15 protein-coding genes are annotated in these 16,386 nt (G+C 60.0%); 1 reads left to right on the top strand and 14 read right to left on the bottom strand.

The features are described 5' to 3' along the window. Window positions 1-7 precede the first annotated feature (7 nt). The 8 genes from ACWUI2_RS07240 to ACWUI2_RS07205 form a co-directional block, all read right to left on the bottom strand. On the bottom strand, window positions 8-1,540 hold the full coding sequence (locus ACWUI2_RS07240; RefSeq protein WP_486982187.1) for an alkaline phosphatase family protein: 1,533 nt from the start codon (window positions 1,538-1,540) through the stop codon (window positions 8-10). 9 nt (window positions 1,541-1,549) lie between these two features. After that, window positions 1,550-2,296, bottom strand: a complete 747-nt coding sequence (locus ACWUI2_RS07235; RefSeq protein WP_486982186.1) for a type II secretion system protein — start codon at window positions 2,294-2,296, stop codon at window positions 1,550-1,552. Between the two features lie 41 nt (window positions 2,297-2,337). Then, entirely contained in the window at window positions 2,338-4,395 is a 2,058-nt protein-coding gene (locus ACWUI2_RS07230; RefSeq protein WP_486982185.1) for a hypothetical protein, read from the bottom strand. 131 nt (window positions 4,396-4,526) lie between these two features. Next, a complete protein-coding gene (locus ACWUI2_RS07225) occupies window positions 4,527-5,591 on the bottom strand; it encodes an outer membrane protein assembly factor BamB family protein (protein ID WP_486982184.1) in 1,065 nt (354 codons plus the stop codon). 22 nt (window positions 5,592-5,613) lie between these two features. After that, on the bottom strand, window positions 5,614-6,573 hold the full coding sequence (locus ACWUI2_RS07220; RefSeq protein WP_486982183.1) for a metallophosphoesterase: 960 nt from the start codon (window positions 6,571-6,573) through the stop codon (window positions 5,614-5,616). A gap of 44 nt (window positions 6,574-6,617) precedes the next feature. Further along, entirely contained in the window at window positions 6,618-7,757 is a 1,140-nt protein-coding gene (locus ACWUI2_RS07215; protein WP_486982182.1) for a LamG domain-containing protein, read from the bottom strand. A gap of 280 nt (window positions 7,758-8,037) precedes the next feature. After that, a complete protein-coding gene (locus ACWUI2_RS07210; RefSeq protein WP_486982181.1) occupies window positions 8,038-8,601 on the bottom strand; it encodes a BON domain-containing protein in 564 nt (187 codons plus the stop codon). A 293-nt stretch (window positions 8,602-8,894) separates the two neighbouring features. Beyond that, window positions 8,895-9,695, bottom strand: coding sequence for an endonuclease/exonuclease/phosphatase family protein (locus tag ACWUI2_RS07205; RefSeq protein WP_486982180.1), 801 nt, complete (start codon window positions 9,693-9,695; stop codon window positions 8,895-8,897). 649 nt (window positions 9,696-10,344) lie between these two features. Here ACWUI2_RS07205 and ACWUI2_RS07200 point away from each other — a divergent pair. Next, window positions 10,345-10,548, top strand: coding sequence for a hypothetical protein (locus ACWUI2_RS07200; RefSeq protein WP_486982179.1), 204 nt, complete (start codon window positions 10,345-10,347; stop codon window positions 10,546-10,548). Between the two features lie 87 nt (window positions 10,549-10,635). Here ACWUI2_RS07200 and ACWUI2_RS07195 read toward each other — a convergent pair whose 3' ends face one another. The 6 genes from ACWUI2_RS07195 to ACWUI2_RS07170 form a co-directional block, all read right to left on the bottom strand. Beyond that, entirely contained in the window at window positions 10,636-11,979 is a 1,344-nt protein-coding gene (locus ACWUI2_RS07195; protein ID WP_486982178.1) for a tetratricopeptide repeat protein, read from the bottom strand. 181 nt (window positions 11,980-12,160) lie between these two features. Continuing rightward, window positions 12,161-12,832, bottom strand: a complete 672-nt coding sequence (locus ACWUI2_RS07190) for an energy transducer TonB (protein ID WP_486982177.1) — start codon at window positions 12,830-12,832, stop codon at window positions 12,161-12,163. Next, complete coding sequence (locus ACWUI2_RS07185; protein WP_486982176.1) at window positions 12,829-13,236, bottom strand: ExbD/TolR family protein; 408 nt, start codon at window positions 13,234-13,236, stop codon at window positions 12,829-12,831. Before ACWUI2_RS07185 ends, ACWUI2_RS07190 begins: the two co-directional genes overlap by 4 nt. Then, window positions 13,233-13,844: a MotA/TolQ/ExbB proton channel family protein gene (locus ACWUI2_RS07180; protein WP_486982175.1), complete on the bottom strand. Its 612-nt coding sequence runs from the start codon at window positions 13,842-13,844 to the stop codon at window positions 13,233-13,235. The genes ACWUI2_RS07185 and ACWUI2_RS07180 overlap by 4 nt, the downstream gene beginning before the upstream one ends. A gap of 107 nt (window positions 13,845-13,951) precedes the next feature. Continuing rightward, complete coding sequence (locus ACWUI2_RS07175; RefSeq protein WP_486982174.1) at window positions 13,952-15,385, bottom strand: MotA/TolQ/ExbB proton channel family protein; 1,434 nt, start codon at window positions 15,383-15,385, stop codon at window positions 13,952-13,954. Beyond that, on the bottom strand, window positions 15,382-16,098 hold the full coding sequence (locus ACWUI2_RS07170; protein WP_486982173.1) for a DUF3450 family protein: 717 nt from the start codon (window positions 16,096-16,098) through the stop codon (window positions 15,382-15,384). Before ACWUI2_RS07170 ends, ACWUI2_RS07175 begins: the two co-directional genes overlap by 4 nt. Window positions 16,099-16,386 lie beyond the last annotated feature (288 nt).

The raw sequence follows: 16,386 nt of genomic DNA, 5'->3' as shown, positions 1-16,386 counted from the left end.
TTTTAAATTAACGCTCTTCGCGCGAAGTCTCGGTTAAGTGCAAATAACTGGTTTCGCCGACGATCATCCGAACCACTCGGACTGCATAATCCGCGCTCGAATCCTCCAGCCGGGTGTGGGTTTCGAAAACCTTTTCCCGCACCGTCACACTCTCCGGCGACGGGCCTCCCACGAGCCACTCCTCCAACGCCCGTCCCTCCATTGAGGCGGGTATCGAAATTCCTAGAAGGCGGCAGACCGTCGGAGCGAGGTCGATGTTGCCGGTCGGAACGTCGCTGACGACCCCCGTCTTGATGTCCGGCCCGGCCCCGATGAGTTTGATATGCAGGTCAAACGGACTGGTGGTTCCGTGGTTGGCCGGATAACGCGTTTGCGAGGTGTGACCGGCAAATCCGTATTCGTTGACATGGTCGCTCCAGGCGGCATCGAAAAGGATGTCGGGGGCCCGCTCGTGATCGTAATCGACACTGGCCAGGGATAAAGTCCCCGGCACCTGTCCATAAATATCACCCGAATGCCGGCCCCGGGTGAATATCGCTCCCACCGCCGGGTCTTTTTGCAAAGTCCGGACGATGGTCCGGATGATTTCCGGATCGTTCCCTTCGACATAGACTTTCCCACGATCGGGCACCACCCGGTAGCGCGCGGGATCGACGCCCGCCGCAGCCACGGCTGCCGCCGGATCGAGCGCATGGGTCAAGGTCGAGAAACCATGATCGGTTGTCACGAAGATATTAATACGATCTTCGAGGTCCCGTTCCCGGATACCCATCAACAAACGCCCCAGTTCCTCGTCGACATGGCGAACGGCCTCCAGGGTCAAAGGGTGACCGACTCCCATCTTGTGGGTGGTGTGGTCGGGATCGGAAATCCAGAGCAGCGTCAAATCCGGCATCAATTCGTCGAGACCGATCTTCAACACCGCATCGACCGCCCACCGATTACGGGTTCGAAGCGGAATTTCCTCGCCACCGTCCGGATAACCGCCGAGGCGCATTCGGACCGTTTCATCCATTTCCGCCGGAAGGGCGAACCCGCGGGCGCTGACAAGGCCATGTCCCGCCACCCGATGGTTGAGCAGAAACGCGGTGCCGGCGCCGCACGAACCGGCCACCCAGATCTTCTTTCCTTCGTCCGTCAGGATCTCACCGAGCACCGGAGAGGTGAAGAGTCTACCGCCGGACCCCTCCTCCACCCGTTGCAAAGTCGCGACGCTTCCGCTGCTGAATGGATCCGCGATGAACTCCGGCAGATAAACGGTGTTGTGCAGGAGACCATGCCTCCCTGGGGTCGCACCGGTCACAATCGAGGGTGCGTTGACCCGCGTCACCGTCGGATAGACCGCATGATGCCGGGTTCCCACGCCTCCCCGCTCGCCCAATGCCACGAGGTTCGGCATCAACTCCGGCGTCACATAATCCGGCCGAAGTCCGTCCAGCACCACGATCAACACAGCATTCGTTTCCCCGCGCACTGGACCGGGGGAGACAATCATCCCCCAGCCCAACACAACGCACAGAGACTTGAAAATCGCACGCATGACCATCGGTTACGGGCAGCGGGGACTATGCTGGAACGAGCGGCGCAGGTAGTCGTTGGTCTCCGCTCGGCTGACCCATCGCACGCTTCCATCGGCAAAACCCCAATTCCAACCATCCGCCCCGTGGTTGTTCTCCGGCTCCGGACAGTTGTTATACATCGGCCCGTCATCCGCATCGAGAACCAGGACCGTCTGCGACAGCAAATGCTCCGGAATCGTATCAGGAGCTTTCGCCATTCCGTTCAACTCCCCCTGGGTGTAAGTCCCGAAGTATTCGTAACTGTGCCCACCCCGGTCGTCCTCCCGCCCCCCACGGGCGTTGGCCTGAAGGTCGCGGCGGATTCCCGCATTGATCAAGTCGAGCCGAACCACATTGCGAGTACTCGGACAAGTGAAGATGTCAACCGTATCCACATAATCGGGATACAAGGAGTCCGGAGCATTATCATCTCCGGTCGCGGTGATCCACCAATATCCGGGAAAGGCTCCGGCGAAACGGGGCGGCGGAGTCCGCCCGGCGTTTTCCTCGCCGAAAAGAAGCATCCCCATCAACTGGGCCCGGATATTGCTGGCGCAAACCGCTCTCCTCCCCTGCTCACGAACCCGGTCCAGAACCGGAATAAGGATCGCCGCGAGAATGCCGATGATGGCAATGACCGCCAACAGTTCGATGAGCGTGAACCCCCGACGTTTCCTCGGTTCGGGAAACGAGCGGACGACTTCCGCTGTTTTGATTTTCACTAAGCGTTGGTGCATGTTCATAATGGCTACGATGATTGGAAAGCGTCCGCTCTTCCTCAATTGACCCGGCGGACCCGGAAGAATCCGGCGTCGCTTCCGTCAAATGGAACGAATACGCGTTCATTGACCCCGATTCCCTCGATGACGTCACCGAGGGACGTCCACGGTAGCCTCAGGTCGCCGGTCGCCTCGACTTGATACTGGTTCGCCAGCTCGGTGGTGAATTCGAGCTCCACCCCTTCCTCGATCACGAAGGCGATCTCCTGCTCGGTGGTCACCCGATACGGAATCCCGTATTTGCCGGACAAATACCTTCCGACCGCGTTCTGCTCTTCCCGCGAAAGGGCGCGGTCGAACAACAGCATTTCGGTGATGTCCCCGTTCCACAATTGGTCGGGGGTGTTGGCGGTGTTCGCCGCGATGCGAAAGCGATGCGAATCAGTCGGACTGGTCCGGCCCGGCTCCAGAAAACTCAAATTCGCCGCCGCTTCCCTGCCATTGATGAAGAGGAAGCCCTCCGCTCCGGCGAAATCAAGGACCGCCGAATCGATTCCCCATTGCTGGGTGGAACGTGGCCCGCCGATCAAGGTCTGGCTGGCACCTCCGTCGACCGGTCCCCCGATCGCCCGGTGGTCGTTGCTCGCCCGATAGAACATCGCCCGCGCCGCGGTCACGGAGGCCGATCCACCTTGACTGATCCGCATGAAATTCTGAGCGCCGCTCCCTTGGTTCCAACCGACCCCGAAAAAGGTCAGTGCCCCGATATCATTCGTCAAACCGAGGGCGGAAGGTGAAGTTGATTCGAGGAAACGGCCCCCTTCGAAAATCAACGTCGGTTGCCCATTCACCATTCCACCCAAATAAATCGGACGGCGGTCACTGTCCGTCTGGCCGAATACCATCGAGGAATCGACCGCGTTACGCCACTCGACGACATGGATACCATCGAGCGACAAGGTGTCGGCCCTCGCGGCATCCAAATGCAACCGGAGTCCTTCGATTTCCGGTAGTGCCGCCGGCGTGCCACCGTTTAATTGCTCGTGGGTCCATTCGACCACCCGGAGCGCTTGCTCCGATCCGGAGACCGGAACCGGCATGGCCATCGTCCCTCCCATTCCCGGAAAAGGTTCTTCGGTTATCCTCTTCCAGGCGTCCTCTCCTTCGCGACGGTAGATCACATACTCGCGGTCTTCGACGGTATCGAAGCTCAGTTGCCTGGCGGGACCGTGAACCGAGAGTTGGATTTTTTCCTGTTCCGGCTCAGGCCATGGCAAACCATATTTTTCGGCGAGATATCCACCGACCGCGTGAAACTCTTCGGGCGAAAGAACCCGGTCGAAAAAGAGGATCTCGGCGATGTCGCCATCCCAAAGTTGGTCACGGTCCGGGGTCCGGTTGTCGGACCCCACGCTCATCTCCATCGCGTTGGTCGGACTAACCAAACCCGGCGTCTGCCATGAACTGGTCGCGGCGATCTGCTCGCCATGAAGATGCATAAAAGCGTTCGCATTAGCGTAATCGACGATCGCCGAATCGATCCCCCATTGCTCATAGAGCCGGGTTCCGCTGGGACTGGAAAGAGTCTGGTTCGTGTCCTGGTCCAACCGGCGGCCACCCACTCGGTGATCGTTGGTCGCACGGTAGAAAAAGACCCGAACCACTCCCGATCCACCTCGGATGCGAAGAAACACCTGGGCACCTCCACCCGTGTTCCAACCGACGCCGAAAAAGGTCAGACCGGCAATGTTATTGGTCATGGCCAACGCATCGGGAGAGTTGCTGGTCAACGACGAGGATCCATCGAACCGGACGACCGGACGACCGTTCACCGGACGTTCTTGATTGTTGTCACCGGATATCCAATACGGAGCATAATCGCCTTCCGCCCCATGGTTTTCCGCCGGGGTGAAAACGATATTTGCGTTATTGCTGGCCCGCCACTCGACCACCCGGCCATCGACCAATGAGATCGAGCCGGTGTCGCTGGCGTCCAAATGAAGCGTCAGTCCCGGCACGTCCGGCACTTGCGGAAGGTTTGCCCCTGCGGTAGCGGACGTCCCCAAAAGCAGGGTCACGATACCGAGGGAGGCGGCGATAGATTGGAACAGTTTCATACGATAATAACCTTTCTTTATTCGATGCATTTGAGTCGGAATTTCAGCCCTAAGGTTGATTCCACTCTAACCGTCCTTTGTGACGAATGAATGCGGGCGAAGTAACGGTTCCGTAAATCTTCTCGCGGAGCTCAGAAGCGGACAGCGGTGTTGGCTAAACGGACCGCCCGCACCCGGTAATCCCCATTCCCCACATACATGAGGCCGTTTCCATCCAACACTGGCGACGATTCGAATTCGTATCCGGCGCGGAAGAGTTGGCGACCGGCTCCGAGACTGGATATCTCCCAGAAAACTCCGTTCCATCCACCCACGAGCACACGACCGTCGGAAGTCACCGCCGGCGCGGTGCGGACATTCGTCCCCAAACCAAAACGCCACCGCTCAAATCCTTCCGGGGTATAAGCGTAGAGATATTGGTCGTCCGCCGAAAAGTAAACCGAGCCATCCGGGCCCACGACCGGCGAGCCGCGAACCGGTTCACCCACTTCCACCATCCACTTCAAATTCCCCTGCGAATCCAAAGCCAAAAACTCCCCGCCTTCGGTCCCTACGTAGATTTCCCCCCAAACCCCTGTTGCCGGGACCACACTGATCGCGTCTCCCGCCTCATGGCGCCAACGGACGCCTCCCTCCGGTCCGATTGCGAACAGCGTTCCTCGCCGGGTTCCGACCAAAAGGACTCCGGCTTCCGTCGCCGCGGCCCCCAGCGTGATTTGTCCGTCCAGTTGCAGGACCCACTGCAGTTCGCCCTCTTGGGAAATCCGACTAAAAGTCCCCGCCGAACATCCGACAAAAAGCGATCCGTCCCTTCCCAAAACGGGAGACCCTAAAACCTCCCCCAAAGTTCGATGCCGCCACAATTCCCGCCCGTCCGGGGAGACGGCATAAACATTGCCGTCGGCGGATCCGAAGAAGATCTGCCCCCCCTTCCCCACGACGGGCGACGAGCGAATGATCGAACCGGTCTGAAACGCCCATTTCAACTCTCCCGAGGGATCCACGGCATACAAGTGAAAGTCCTCCGAACCGAAATAGATGGTTCCGTCGGCCCCGATCGCCGGCGAGGTGCTCACAACATCTCCCGCCCCGAATTCCCAGACAACTTTGGCGCCGTCCGGCCGACACCCTCCAAAGAAAACAAGTGCCATCGCCATAAGAATCCAGGTGTTGAATACGATTTTCCGATTTCTCATTTTGTCGTAGTTGGAATCGAAATCAGCCTGCCGGAAGTGCCAGGTTCGCCCAAGAGGGCTGACGGGCGCCAAATCCTTCGACTTCGAGAAATCCGGTCCCGGGAATCCGAACAACCACCCCGGCGACATCGGGTCCATTCACCGTAGCAACCACTCCGACGTAATGGATATCGTTGATCCTGTAATATCCCCCGGCGTGGCGGTGCCCGTAGAAGACCGCGATCACATTACCCATCCGTTCGAACAACTCCCGCAGTTCCGCCGCGTTCGCGATGGTGTGATCGGACGAAACTTCGTCGAAGCATTGATGGGAAAACACAATGACGGGCATCCCGGCGCCTTTCGCTCCCTCCAAGGCCTTCTCCAACCACGCGATTTGGGAGGGCGGGACGGCGGAATCGGTCCAGCTGAAATTGCCTCGATTGTAGGGGATCCCTTCCCGCGTGAAATTCGGATCCAACACAACGAACCGGTATCCGCTTCGGTCAAAGTAATAATACGGGGCCTTGAACGTGCCGGACGTGGCCGCCAGAAAATCGGCTTTGCTGAGATCCCCCAGATCGTGATTCCCCATGACGTAATGGATCGGTCCGTCAAACCCGGCGACAACTTCATCCATTTCCCGCAACCAACCCATCGTGGTCGCCCGGTTCTTGCTCTCCTGAACGACGTCCCCCAAATGGACCATAAAACTGAGATCCTGCTGATTGAAATGCCCGACGGCCTCCGCGGTGTTAGCCAACGAGGAGCGAAAGAACCGGGGCCGGCTGGTGTCGTCGAGGTCCCCGAAATGGGTGTCCGCGATCAAACCGAACGAAATCGGCTCTGGGTTCGGATTCTGAGCCGGCAATTTCACCCGGGTCCGAACAAAGAATCGGTCGGGCCCCGCTGTCACCGCCGTTGAAACAATCATGCCGAGACCGAGCGCTCCGGTTTTCTTAAGAAAGAGACGACGGTTAATTTTCTGGTTGTTTTCATTCATTCGGATATTTGAGTTGGTTTTCTCCTATGGTTTTTAACGCCTGCTTAGAATCCTCCGGGAGAAGCGGACGGCGTCGTGATGCGAAAGCGTCGTTCTCCTTCGCTTTCCTCGATCAAAGTCACGCGCGCCGGAAACCAGTCTCGCAGGTTGAAACTGGCCTCGAACTCGTAGTTCACTCGTTCCGTCTCGCTTCCAATGGGGAGGGTCACGAACACATCCCCATCGACCTCCAGCCGCGGCAGACCGAGCCGACCGGTGTCGAAGATGTCGACTCCGGCGGCATACTTCAGCAGATTCGCCACTCCATCACCGCTCGCATCCGCCCGCGGCGTCCGCAGTTCCTGAGCCACCCCAAACGCCCGCGCCCACTCGGCGTATCCGGCGTGGGTGTAATGATGCAAGAGATCGGGCCGGACTTCCTGGAGCAAACGAATCTCCGGAAAACTCAGCACCCGGTCCCACACCGCGACCTCATCGATCCACCCTTCCCAGTTTCGACCGACCCCATCCCGGTGCCCGCCGATCACGAGAAACGATGAAGGGGATAATTCAGCGGCGCCTTCGCGCAGGGGCAGGACCGCGATCGCCTCGCCATCGAGATACGCCTTCAACCGAAGCGACTCATGGTCGTAGGTCACAATCACATTCCGCCAAATCCGGTGCGAGCCCGCCGGGAAAGAGGTTTGCGGGGTCACCCCGGACGCCGCGTCGTCGTGAGTGAAGAGATTTCCGACCGGTCGACCGTCTGTCGCCCTCAGTCCGAACGAAACCGGCCAGTTGGTGCCATCAGAGGCCTCGATAACAAAATACCGGTCACTACCCGAAATCACATCCACCTCAAGGTAGTACCATAATGAATACGAGTGGGAGCCTTGCCCAAACGGGGAATCGGGAACGGAAACCCACTGCTGCTGTCCGCGGGACAACCTCAACGCCCCTCCCCCGAAACGGGACCGCGCCGAATCGATTCGCGCGCCGTTCACCGGAACCCCATCGTAACCAGGCGCCCCGATTGTCGCCGCGAAATTGTCGTCAAAATTCCAATACGCCACGGGAGCTGATCCTCCTTCCGCGCCGGAGACGGCGAGAGCGACGACTCCGAGCAGAAGTCCGACCAAAGCGGCGAAGTCCCGCCTCGACGGCTTGGAAATCGTCACCCGCCGACCTGCATTCGTCTCCTTCATCGTTCCACCCATCCGCCGCAACCAAACAGGTGTCAAAGCGAATTCAGGGCTGAAACGAAGATTTGACATTCCCGCAACCAAACGGTTGCCAAGCTGTTACCAAAGGAGAGATTTCCGACGGGAAAACGGGTACCCTACGTTTAAACAAAAAGCCCGGACCGCTTGCGGAAGCGGTGCCGGGCTAAAGTGATTCGCGAGAACGTCGTTCGCCGTGAAGTTCCGTATCCGGACACTCAACACGTCGACAAAGTTGTCGCCGACTGACGAATCCGTAATCGGATCAGAACTCCGGTTGAGCGTCCTGCGCGCGGGGTTGGGATTCCGGTTCGACCGGATGGGCGGGACGCTCCTCCTCGAAGGTTCCGCGGCCGTCGGCTCCGGTATCGTGAGTCTGTTCAGGACGACCATCCGCCTGGTCCCGATAGGTCGGCTCCCGATATTCAATTCCCTCGTCGCGGGCAGGTTCCCTCGCTTCCCGGTCCTCCTCGCGGCGGTCGCCCGGTTCCCCATACTCGGTCTCGGCGCGGGCCTTGACTTCGATGTTGTTGATTACCTCCTGCACTCCCTCGACTCCGCGAGCCACCTCTTCGGCGCGGCTCCGTTCTTCTTCGCTGTCCACAAATCCGCTCAATTGAACCACTCCGTCGAACGTCGTCGTACTGACCGCCATGCCGGGAACCACATCATCGCCCAATAGAGACGACTTCACCCGGGCATTAACCGTCTGATCATCCAAATACTCTCCGGTCGTCCGGCGATGCTCCGGAGCGGCGCAACCGGCGAGGAAAACTACAAGGAGCCCCGAAACAGCTGCCGGGCGTAAATATTTTAACACGTTTTTCATAATTATTACCTGAAGGTTTGATCGCCGTCGGATCCGCCCGGCGGGCGGAAGACCGCGACGTTTGTTTTTTTCAAAAAGATACCCTAGCCACCGCCCGCCCGCCATCGGGAAAACACCACTCCCGCGCCCGGGCTCCCCCCGAACAGGCCAAATCGCTACCACCTCCCAAGGTTGGAGTTCCGCATTTATGTGGCCCCGCCCTGAAAGTCCTCCGCCCGGCACTGCCCTGATCGGTCGACCGACAGCGGGTAACCTATTTGGGAACTGTTCTATGATCCATGAAGGATCAAACCTCAGAGGGTAAAGTCCACACAGAGGAAGTAGTGGTCGCTGGGAAAGAGCGGGGGCTCAGCGTCGGTGACAACCTCGGCGCCGACCGGCCGCAAAGGGCCGCGGGAGAATACCCAGTCGATTTTCCGCTTGGGGCCATGCTCGGGGCCTTGGAATCCATGGAAGGTCACAGGGTCTTCGCCCGCTCCGTGAACGGCCGCGTGGGTGTCCGTCCATCCCGCTTCCAGGAAGGCGCGAATGGCTGGACTTTCGCGGACGCAGTTCATGTCACCTGTCAGAATTTGCGGCAAAGATACCGGCCATACCGCTGCTTCCTGGTTGATCAATGCCGCCTGCCGGGGACGGGCCTCCGTTCCTACGTGGTCGAGGTGGGTATTGATCAGACGAAATTCCTTCCCGGTCCGCGTGTCAGTCAAACGAACCCAATTGGCCAGGCGACTATTTAAGGCGTCCCACGATTTGGAACCCGTCAAAGTGGGGGTCTCCGAGAGGAAAAAGCCGCCGGGAGAAACCATTTGGAAGCGGTCCCGCTTCCAGAAAATGGTGTTCATGGGACGGTTGAATTCAACAGTATCGGAGAGGCCGAACCAGTCATAGCCTGGCAATGCATCGTTCATGAAATCGAACTGCGGTTGCCACATCTCCTGGAATCCAATCAAGTCCGGATCCCTCATGCGAATCACCCGCGCGGTCAGATCCCGGCGGTTTTTCCAAGCGTTCTCTCCGTCTCGCTCCCCGGCGCCAAAATAGCGGATGTTACAGCTCATTACGCGGAGGTTGGTGGTGATTGCAGTCTTGGTCATTCGTGTCTGTGAAAAATCAGGAGGTGCCCAGTCAGAGTGCCGATCAAAGCCTCCTTAACAGGGAGTAATTTTAAGGGAAGTTACTGTTTCATAAGTCCTTTCCTAGGGTCAATAAAAAGCTCAATGAAGTGATCCCACCGCGGATTCTTGAAAGGCTGTCGGTGAGAATCGAATTCTCTTTTCCGCGCTTTCGTCTTTTTCAAAAAAAAGGCTTCCGCCAATTGCATTTCACGGGAAGCGGGCGATAGTGACTCTAAGGTTTCCGCAACCGTTTCAGAATCGCGCCGATCAACGTAGATCTGAAATGAGTAGGGGTCAGAGGACGACGAAACACCGCTGATCTGCATCGGAAACCTGTTTTTTTGTACGGATTCCACCCGGCCGCCAGTCCCGCCGATCACCGATCCAAGCGGGAACTTCGTACTTTAGCCGAAGGCCGTCGCCCATAGGGATCGTCAGCAAACTCCGGCTTTAAAACGACGGCGGCTGAAGCGCGCCGCTCATTCATCCCAGGGACGGCGCAATAGAGTGGCGGGGCGGCGCGGTCCGCATTGGTTGCGATCCGGCGGTCGGCTCCCCGAACTTCCCCCGCCCACCCCGATTTTTTTCGACTTGCATTTCCCCCGCCCCGGACCTTATCTTGAAGGCTATGATCAAGAAAATCACCACAATCTTCGCAGTCATCGCTTTCGCCTCTTCCGCATCTGTTGCTCTCGCCTGCAACCCGGCCTGCTCGGGCAAGAAGGGCGACGACAAGGATGGCGGCACCGGTCTCACCGGCGTCACCCAGTTCGAAGTAGCCGGCAATGGTTGCAGCCGCTCCTGCGGTGACAAGAAAAGAGACGACGCGTAAACCGAACGCCGAGTCAAATACTCGTTTTCGCGGATGCCTTAACGGGCATCCGCTTTTTTTTGCTCCCGCAACCCATCCATTCATGATTCATAATTCCCTCCCCTCTTCCGCCAGGCGCTCGACGCGGTCGATGTATTGACGCAACGCCGGGTGGGTACGGATGCTCTCCGCTTCGCGCAACAACGGCAGCGCTTCCGCATAACGTCCCGCCCCCACCAACAACTGTCCGTGCTGACGCAGGGCTTGACCGGCGATCTCCGGCAGGCGCGCCGCCTGCTCCAGCAGAACCTCCGCCCGTTCCAAATCCTCCCGGCCCACGATTTCCGCCAGCACCAACAGACTGTCGCCGTCCAACGGGTTGATCTCCAGCGCTTCCCGCAACCAATCGGCAGCCGAATCGCGATCCCCCGCCGCCAAGGCCAACCGGGCCCGCAACCGCGAAAAGTCGCCCGCTTCCCGGGGAGTCATCTCACCCGCAGGAAGTTCCTCCAACCGATCCGCCAAACGGCCAGCTTCTTCGAGAAAACCCCGCTGACCAAGCCGCTCCGCCGCGCGAATCATCCGGCCGGCCGGCACCGTCCCCTCCCGGGCCAAGGCTTCCTCGAAGGCCGCGACCGCCACGGGAGCCAGATCCTGGTTGACGTAAATGTCGGCCAGCAGCAGCAATCCATCCATTCGAAGAGCTCCCATCCGCCGGGCGAACTCGAGATTGGTCGCCGCTTCGACCGGCTGGTCGTCCGCGAGAAAAACGTTCGCTTGATACACCCACAACTCCCCCCGCTCGGGCCAACGTTTGATCATCTCCGCCAGCAACGCCCCCGCCTCCCGTTGCCGGTCCTGGGCTTGGAGGGCCTGGACCAATCCGATCTGCCAATTCGCGTTGTCCGGTTCGAACAACAAGGCCTGACGGCAGGCCGCCTCCGCCGAAACCCAGTTTTCCAACCGGAGATGCGAAAAACCGATCAGGCCGAAGGTGTCGCCGTCGAGCGACCCGAGCGTGAGCGCCCGCCCGAGCGCCTCCAACGCTTCGCGCGGACGTTCCTCCCGCACCAACACCAACCCGAGGTTCTTGTGCGCCCGGAGAAAATCGGGAAACTTCCGGATCGCCGCCCGATAATGCCGTTCCGCTTCCGCGAAATCGTCCCGCTGGAACCGCAGGTTGCCGAGGGTGAAGTCGAGGGCCGCGCTCGAGTCCGGACGGAGCGCCCCTTCCAAAACCGTGATCGCCTCCCCGGGGGAATCGGGCATCCTCGCCGCCACCTCCCGCAACACCCGTTGTTCATCCCGGGTGACACTCGGCTCCAACTCCGCGCGCACTCCGTAGGTCGCGGTGAAACGGTCTACGAAAGCGGGGTCCTCCCACAACCGGGCGGTCGCCGATTCCTCCGCCGTCGCCGCGACGGCAGCGACCCCGAATACCATGACCCACATCAAACTTAAAAAACGCAGTCCAGAAACCACGAATGGACACGAATAGACACGAACTGAAGGAATCATGAAATTCACCCCAGCCATCCGTGCAAAAACCGACTTCAACAATTCTCTCATTAGTGGTTATTAGTGATTATTAGTGGTTAAAAAAACGCTAACCCCAGCACCGGCGGCGGCCGGCTCATTGCACTTCAAACTCCAAGGTTTGGCGGACCAACACCCGGGCCGGTGCCCCGTCGTGTTCTCCGGGTAAAAACCGCCAATTGCGCACCGCCTCGATCGCCGGAGCTTCGAAAGCCCGGTGGTCCGAGCGCTCCACCCGGATGTCCCGCACCGAGCCGTCCCGGTCGACGACGAAAACCAGCGAAACCGTTCCGGAGATCCCGGCCCGTTGCAATTCCCGGGGATATCGCGGCGGCCTCGCCGATACCGCCCGGGGCGGTTGGTCGACCTCGCCGATTTCAAACACGTCGATCTCCCCGATCCCACCCGGACGCAGATCGAAATTCATCGCGAAATCCCCCTGACCGGCGGTTCCGGCGTCGAGGTCGAGCGCCATTTCCAACTGCCGGAGCGTGAGCGGCGGCGGCTCCGGACGGGGGGCTTCGGGGATTCGTTCCGGCGCGGCGGCGACCGGCGCCGCCTCCCGGGGTTCTTCCGGCGGCGGCGGGGGTGGTGGCGGCGGCGGAGCGATCGTATCGACCCGCCGGGTTTCCGGTGGCTCCGGCTCCGGACTCGCGAAATACCGGGTCAGGGGAAGAAGCAAAAACAACGCCGTCGCCAGGGCGACTCCTTGAAGGAACCCGAGCCACGAGCGGCGCCCCCAGACCGGCGGATGATAGACCGTCTTCATCGCGGCAGATCGGCGGAAATGCTCACGGCTCCGGCCCCGCCGAGTTTCGCTTCGTCGATCACCCGGACCACCAGCCCGGCGTTCGCGTTTTCGTCGACTTGAACGATCACCGGCAGTTGCTCCCGCTGCACCAGTCGGCGGACGGTCGGACGAACCCCCTGCAACCCGATCTCCTGTCCGCCGTAAACGATCTGTCCGGTCGCCGTCACCGCGATTTGGATACTTTCCTGATCCAAATCCCGTGCCGAAGCCGCTTCCGGTTTAGCGATCTCGATTCCGGTCTCCTCGACGAAAACCGTGGTGACGATGAAGAAGATCAAGAGGATGAAAATCATGTCGATCAAGGGCGACAGATTGATTTCCGCCGTCTCCTTCTCGATCGATCCGCGTCGCGCCCGCCTCATACGATTTCTCCTTTCGTTTGCTCCTTGCACCGGCGGGCGATCAAGCTTTCCAACCGGGCAAGAAAGGCCTCATACTGGTTTCGTTTGCGCTGGATCGCATGGACCAGAAAGTATCCGGGGATCGCGATCAGGAGTCCCATTTGAGTCGTGATCAACGCCTCCGAAATCCCGGCGGCGACTCCTTCGATCACCCGTCCGGCCCCGTCGGCCAAACCTGAAAAAGTCGACAGCATTCCGAACACCGTCCCGAGAAGTCCGGTCAGCGGAGCGGCCGCGACCAACACCGTCAAAAACAGCAACCTTCGGTCGATCCGGGGCAGCTCCGCCAACCGGATTTCCGCGAACCGGCTTTGCAACTCCCGAATGCTGGACCCGCCGCCGCTCGCGTAACGAATGATTTCGCCGACCTCCCCCTCCGATTTCTCCGGATCCGCGACCCATTCCCGGCACCGGTTTTCGTCGAGCTTCAGATAACGCTTCCGACTAAGATTGAGCAGCAACTCCAGTCCGAATCCGTAAACGAATACCGCGAGGAAGAAGAGCGGAATCAAAATCCACCCCCCGTCCCGCCAAGTCGGCAAAATCTCATGGATCAGAAAATCGATCATCGCAAAAAAGCAGAGGATTTAACCACTAATAGACACTAATGAACACTAATACTAAAAGAGGGAGGCAGGTTGCTGACAGGCTGTGTTCTCATCATTCACATTCGTGTCTATTCGTGTCTATTCGTGGTTAAATTCTTTTGCCGGTCGGCGGACAGGCCGTTCAAAACCGCTGCTTCGGTTTGTTCCATATTCGCGATCACGCCTTTGGCTTTGCGGGCCAGCAGCGCGTGGACCAGGAGCGCGACGATTGCCACTCCGAGACCGAATTGAGTGGTGATCAACGCCTCCGAAATCCCGCCCGAAAGGGTCCGCGCGTCGCCGGTGCCGAAGAGGGTGATCAGGGAAAAAGTGTTGATCATCCCGGTCACCGTCCCGAGCAGACCGAGAAACGGCGCCGCCGCCGCGGTCAGCGCCAAAAACGGAAGGTAGCGTTCGAGCCGGGGTTGGGTGCGGAGGATCTTTTCGTAGAGGATCTCCTCCAAAATCTCCCGGCGCTCCCCGGCGTTTTCAACCGCCACAAGCAACAGTTCCCCGACCGGTCCCCGAACGCCCGAGGCCAACCGGGCCGCCTCCTCCGGCTTCCCCCGCTCCAACCGGCCGAGCACTTCCTGCAAGAGGGTCGGCGCCGCGGTTTGCACCCCGGCGATTTGTATCCATTTTATGATGGCGATTATCATGGCGGCCAGAGCCAGGCCGAGAATTGGAAACATCACCACCCCGCCCGCGCGGATGCGCTCGACCAGGTCGACCCGACCTTCGACCCGGCGGATGGCTTGCCCGAGGGTCGGGTCGAACGGCAACGTTCCCCGTCCGGTCGACACCAACTCCTGGATCCGGGCTTCATGATCCCGTTCCGGGGCGATCACCCGGGCCTTCAACGAACCGACCCGCTCTTCGGCGAATCCGGCGAAGTTTTCCCCGGCGAATAACAGGACCGGACCGACCTCCAGAAACGTTCCCGAATCGATCGTCCCCGCCGGTCCGGTCGCTTCCCCGCCGTAGCTTCGCCCGCCGATCTGGTCCCGGATCCGGTCCAGCGAAAGGGAGACCGCGTCGAGTTCGTTGGCCAGGGAAAAACCGTTGTTTCCTTCGTTGTCCGCCGCGGCCCGGGCTTCACGGAGCAAGGGCGCAAAGGTTTCGAGTTCGCTGACCGGCAACCCGGCTTCGAGTTCGCGCAGATACTCGATGAGTAAACCGGCGGCGTATTGGTGTTGGTCTTCCCGGCGCCGGACAGTGGTCCGCAGGTTCTCGATTTCCGTTCGGTCGCTCTCCCGGAGACGTTGCCGGGTATCGAATTCCCGGCGGAGTTCGGCGACTTCGGCTTCCAACTCCCGTTGCCGCCGCACCAGCGGAATCTTTTCGTCGGCGATCGCTTCCCGGGTCGCGGCGAGTTCGGCGAGGGCGGCCTGCAAATCCGCCCGGGCCGAATCGGCGGCGCTTTCAAACCCGGATTCGGCGGAAGCAGGGGCCACGGCGATCCATCCGATGGATACGGTCGCCAAGATGATCGATGAAAGGGAAAAAATCGGGCGCAACCTCATCGTTCCACCTCCAGCGGAAGGTTGATGAATTCCGGCGCCCGTTCGTTCTGGAGGACCGCGGCGGTCCGGTTCACCGCCGGAGCCAAGGCGTCGTCGCGGCTCCACTCCCAGCCGTCGGCTCCCGGACGTCCGGTTCCGGCGATTCGGGCGTCGTCGTCGACGAAGTAGGCGCGGGCCAAGCCGAGGTAGATCGTCCGGACCTCGCGGCGGGTACCGTCGTCGAGTTGGTGTTCTTCACGGGCCAAAGTGACGTTTCGCTGAAAGCGGTTCACTTCGCCCAAGATGCCCAGCACGGTCTGCATACGTCGCCCGAGATCTCCGGGCGGTTGATCGAGCCGCTCGAACAACGGAGCGCCCGAACGAAGCAGCGGGGCGGGCAAAACCGGGCGGAGAGAGCGTAGTTGTTCTTCCAGGACACCGACCAACTCGGCCGCTTCTTCGGCGGCGGCCGTCCGACGTTCGTTTTCGTCGAGCAACGCCTGTTTACGTTCCGCCCGGGCGTCCTGGTCGGCGGCGGCCTCGTCGATCCGGCCCCGCAGCATCGCGGCTTCGCGTTCCAGCAGAGCGATCGATTGGTCGAGCATTTCCTTTTCCTGACGCCAACGGGTTTTCTCTTCAGAAAGAATCCGTTGCGTCCGCACCCACTCGGCCACCGCCTCGCGCGGTCCGGCGGGATCGCCCCCGGAAACCGAGGCGACGGAGAAGGTGATCAAAGAGAGAAAAATAAACAATCGCACGAATGTCATGAGAGGACGGAAAGGGGGCGAAGCGTTCAGTCTTCACCCCCATTGGAGACAGTTAAGTCGCATCCCTAAATTGTCGAGGATTCGTTGGAGTTCCAACAAAGTGGCGGGGCCGTCCCGGCTCCGTGCCGAGCAACGGCCCTACCACCCCGCAAAGACCGCATAAATGCGGAACTCCAACCAATCGCTCCGGTGCATCCCGAAGTCGAGGGTTGGAGTTCCGGCTTCAGCCGGTCTTTTCCCGACGCGAAGACCGCG

Source organism: Verruconatronum alginivorum (genome assembly GCF_056590205.1).
The sequence above is the reverse complement of the archived record's forward strand: the minus strand, read 5'-3'. Positions and strand labels throughout refer to the sequence as shown.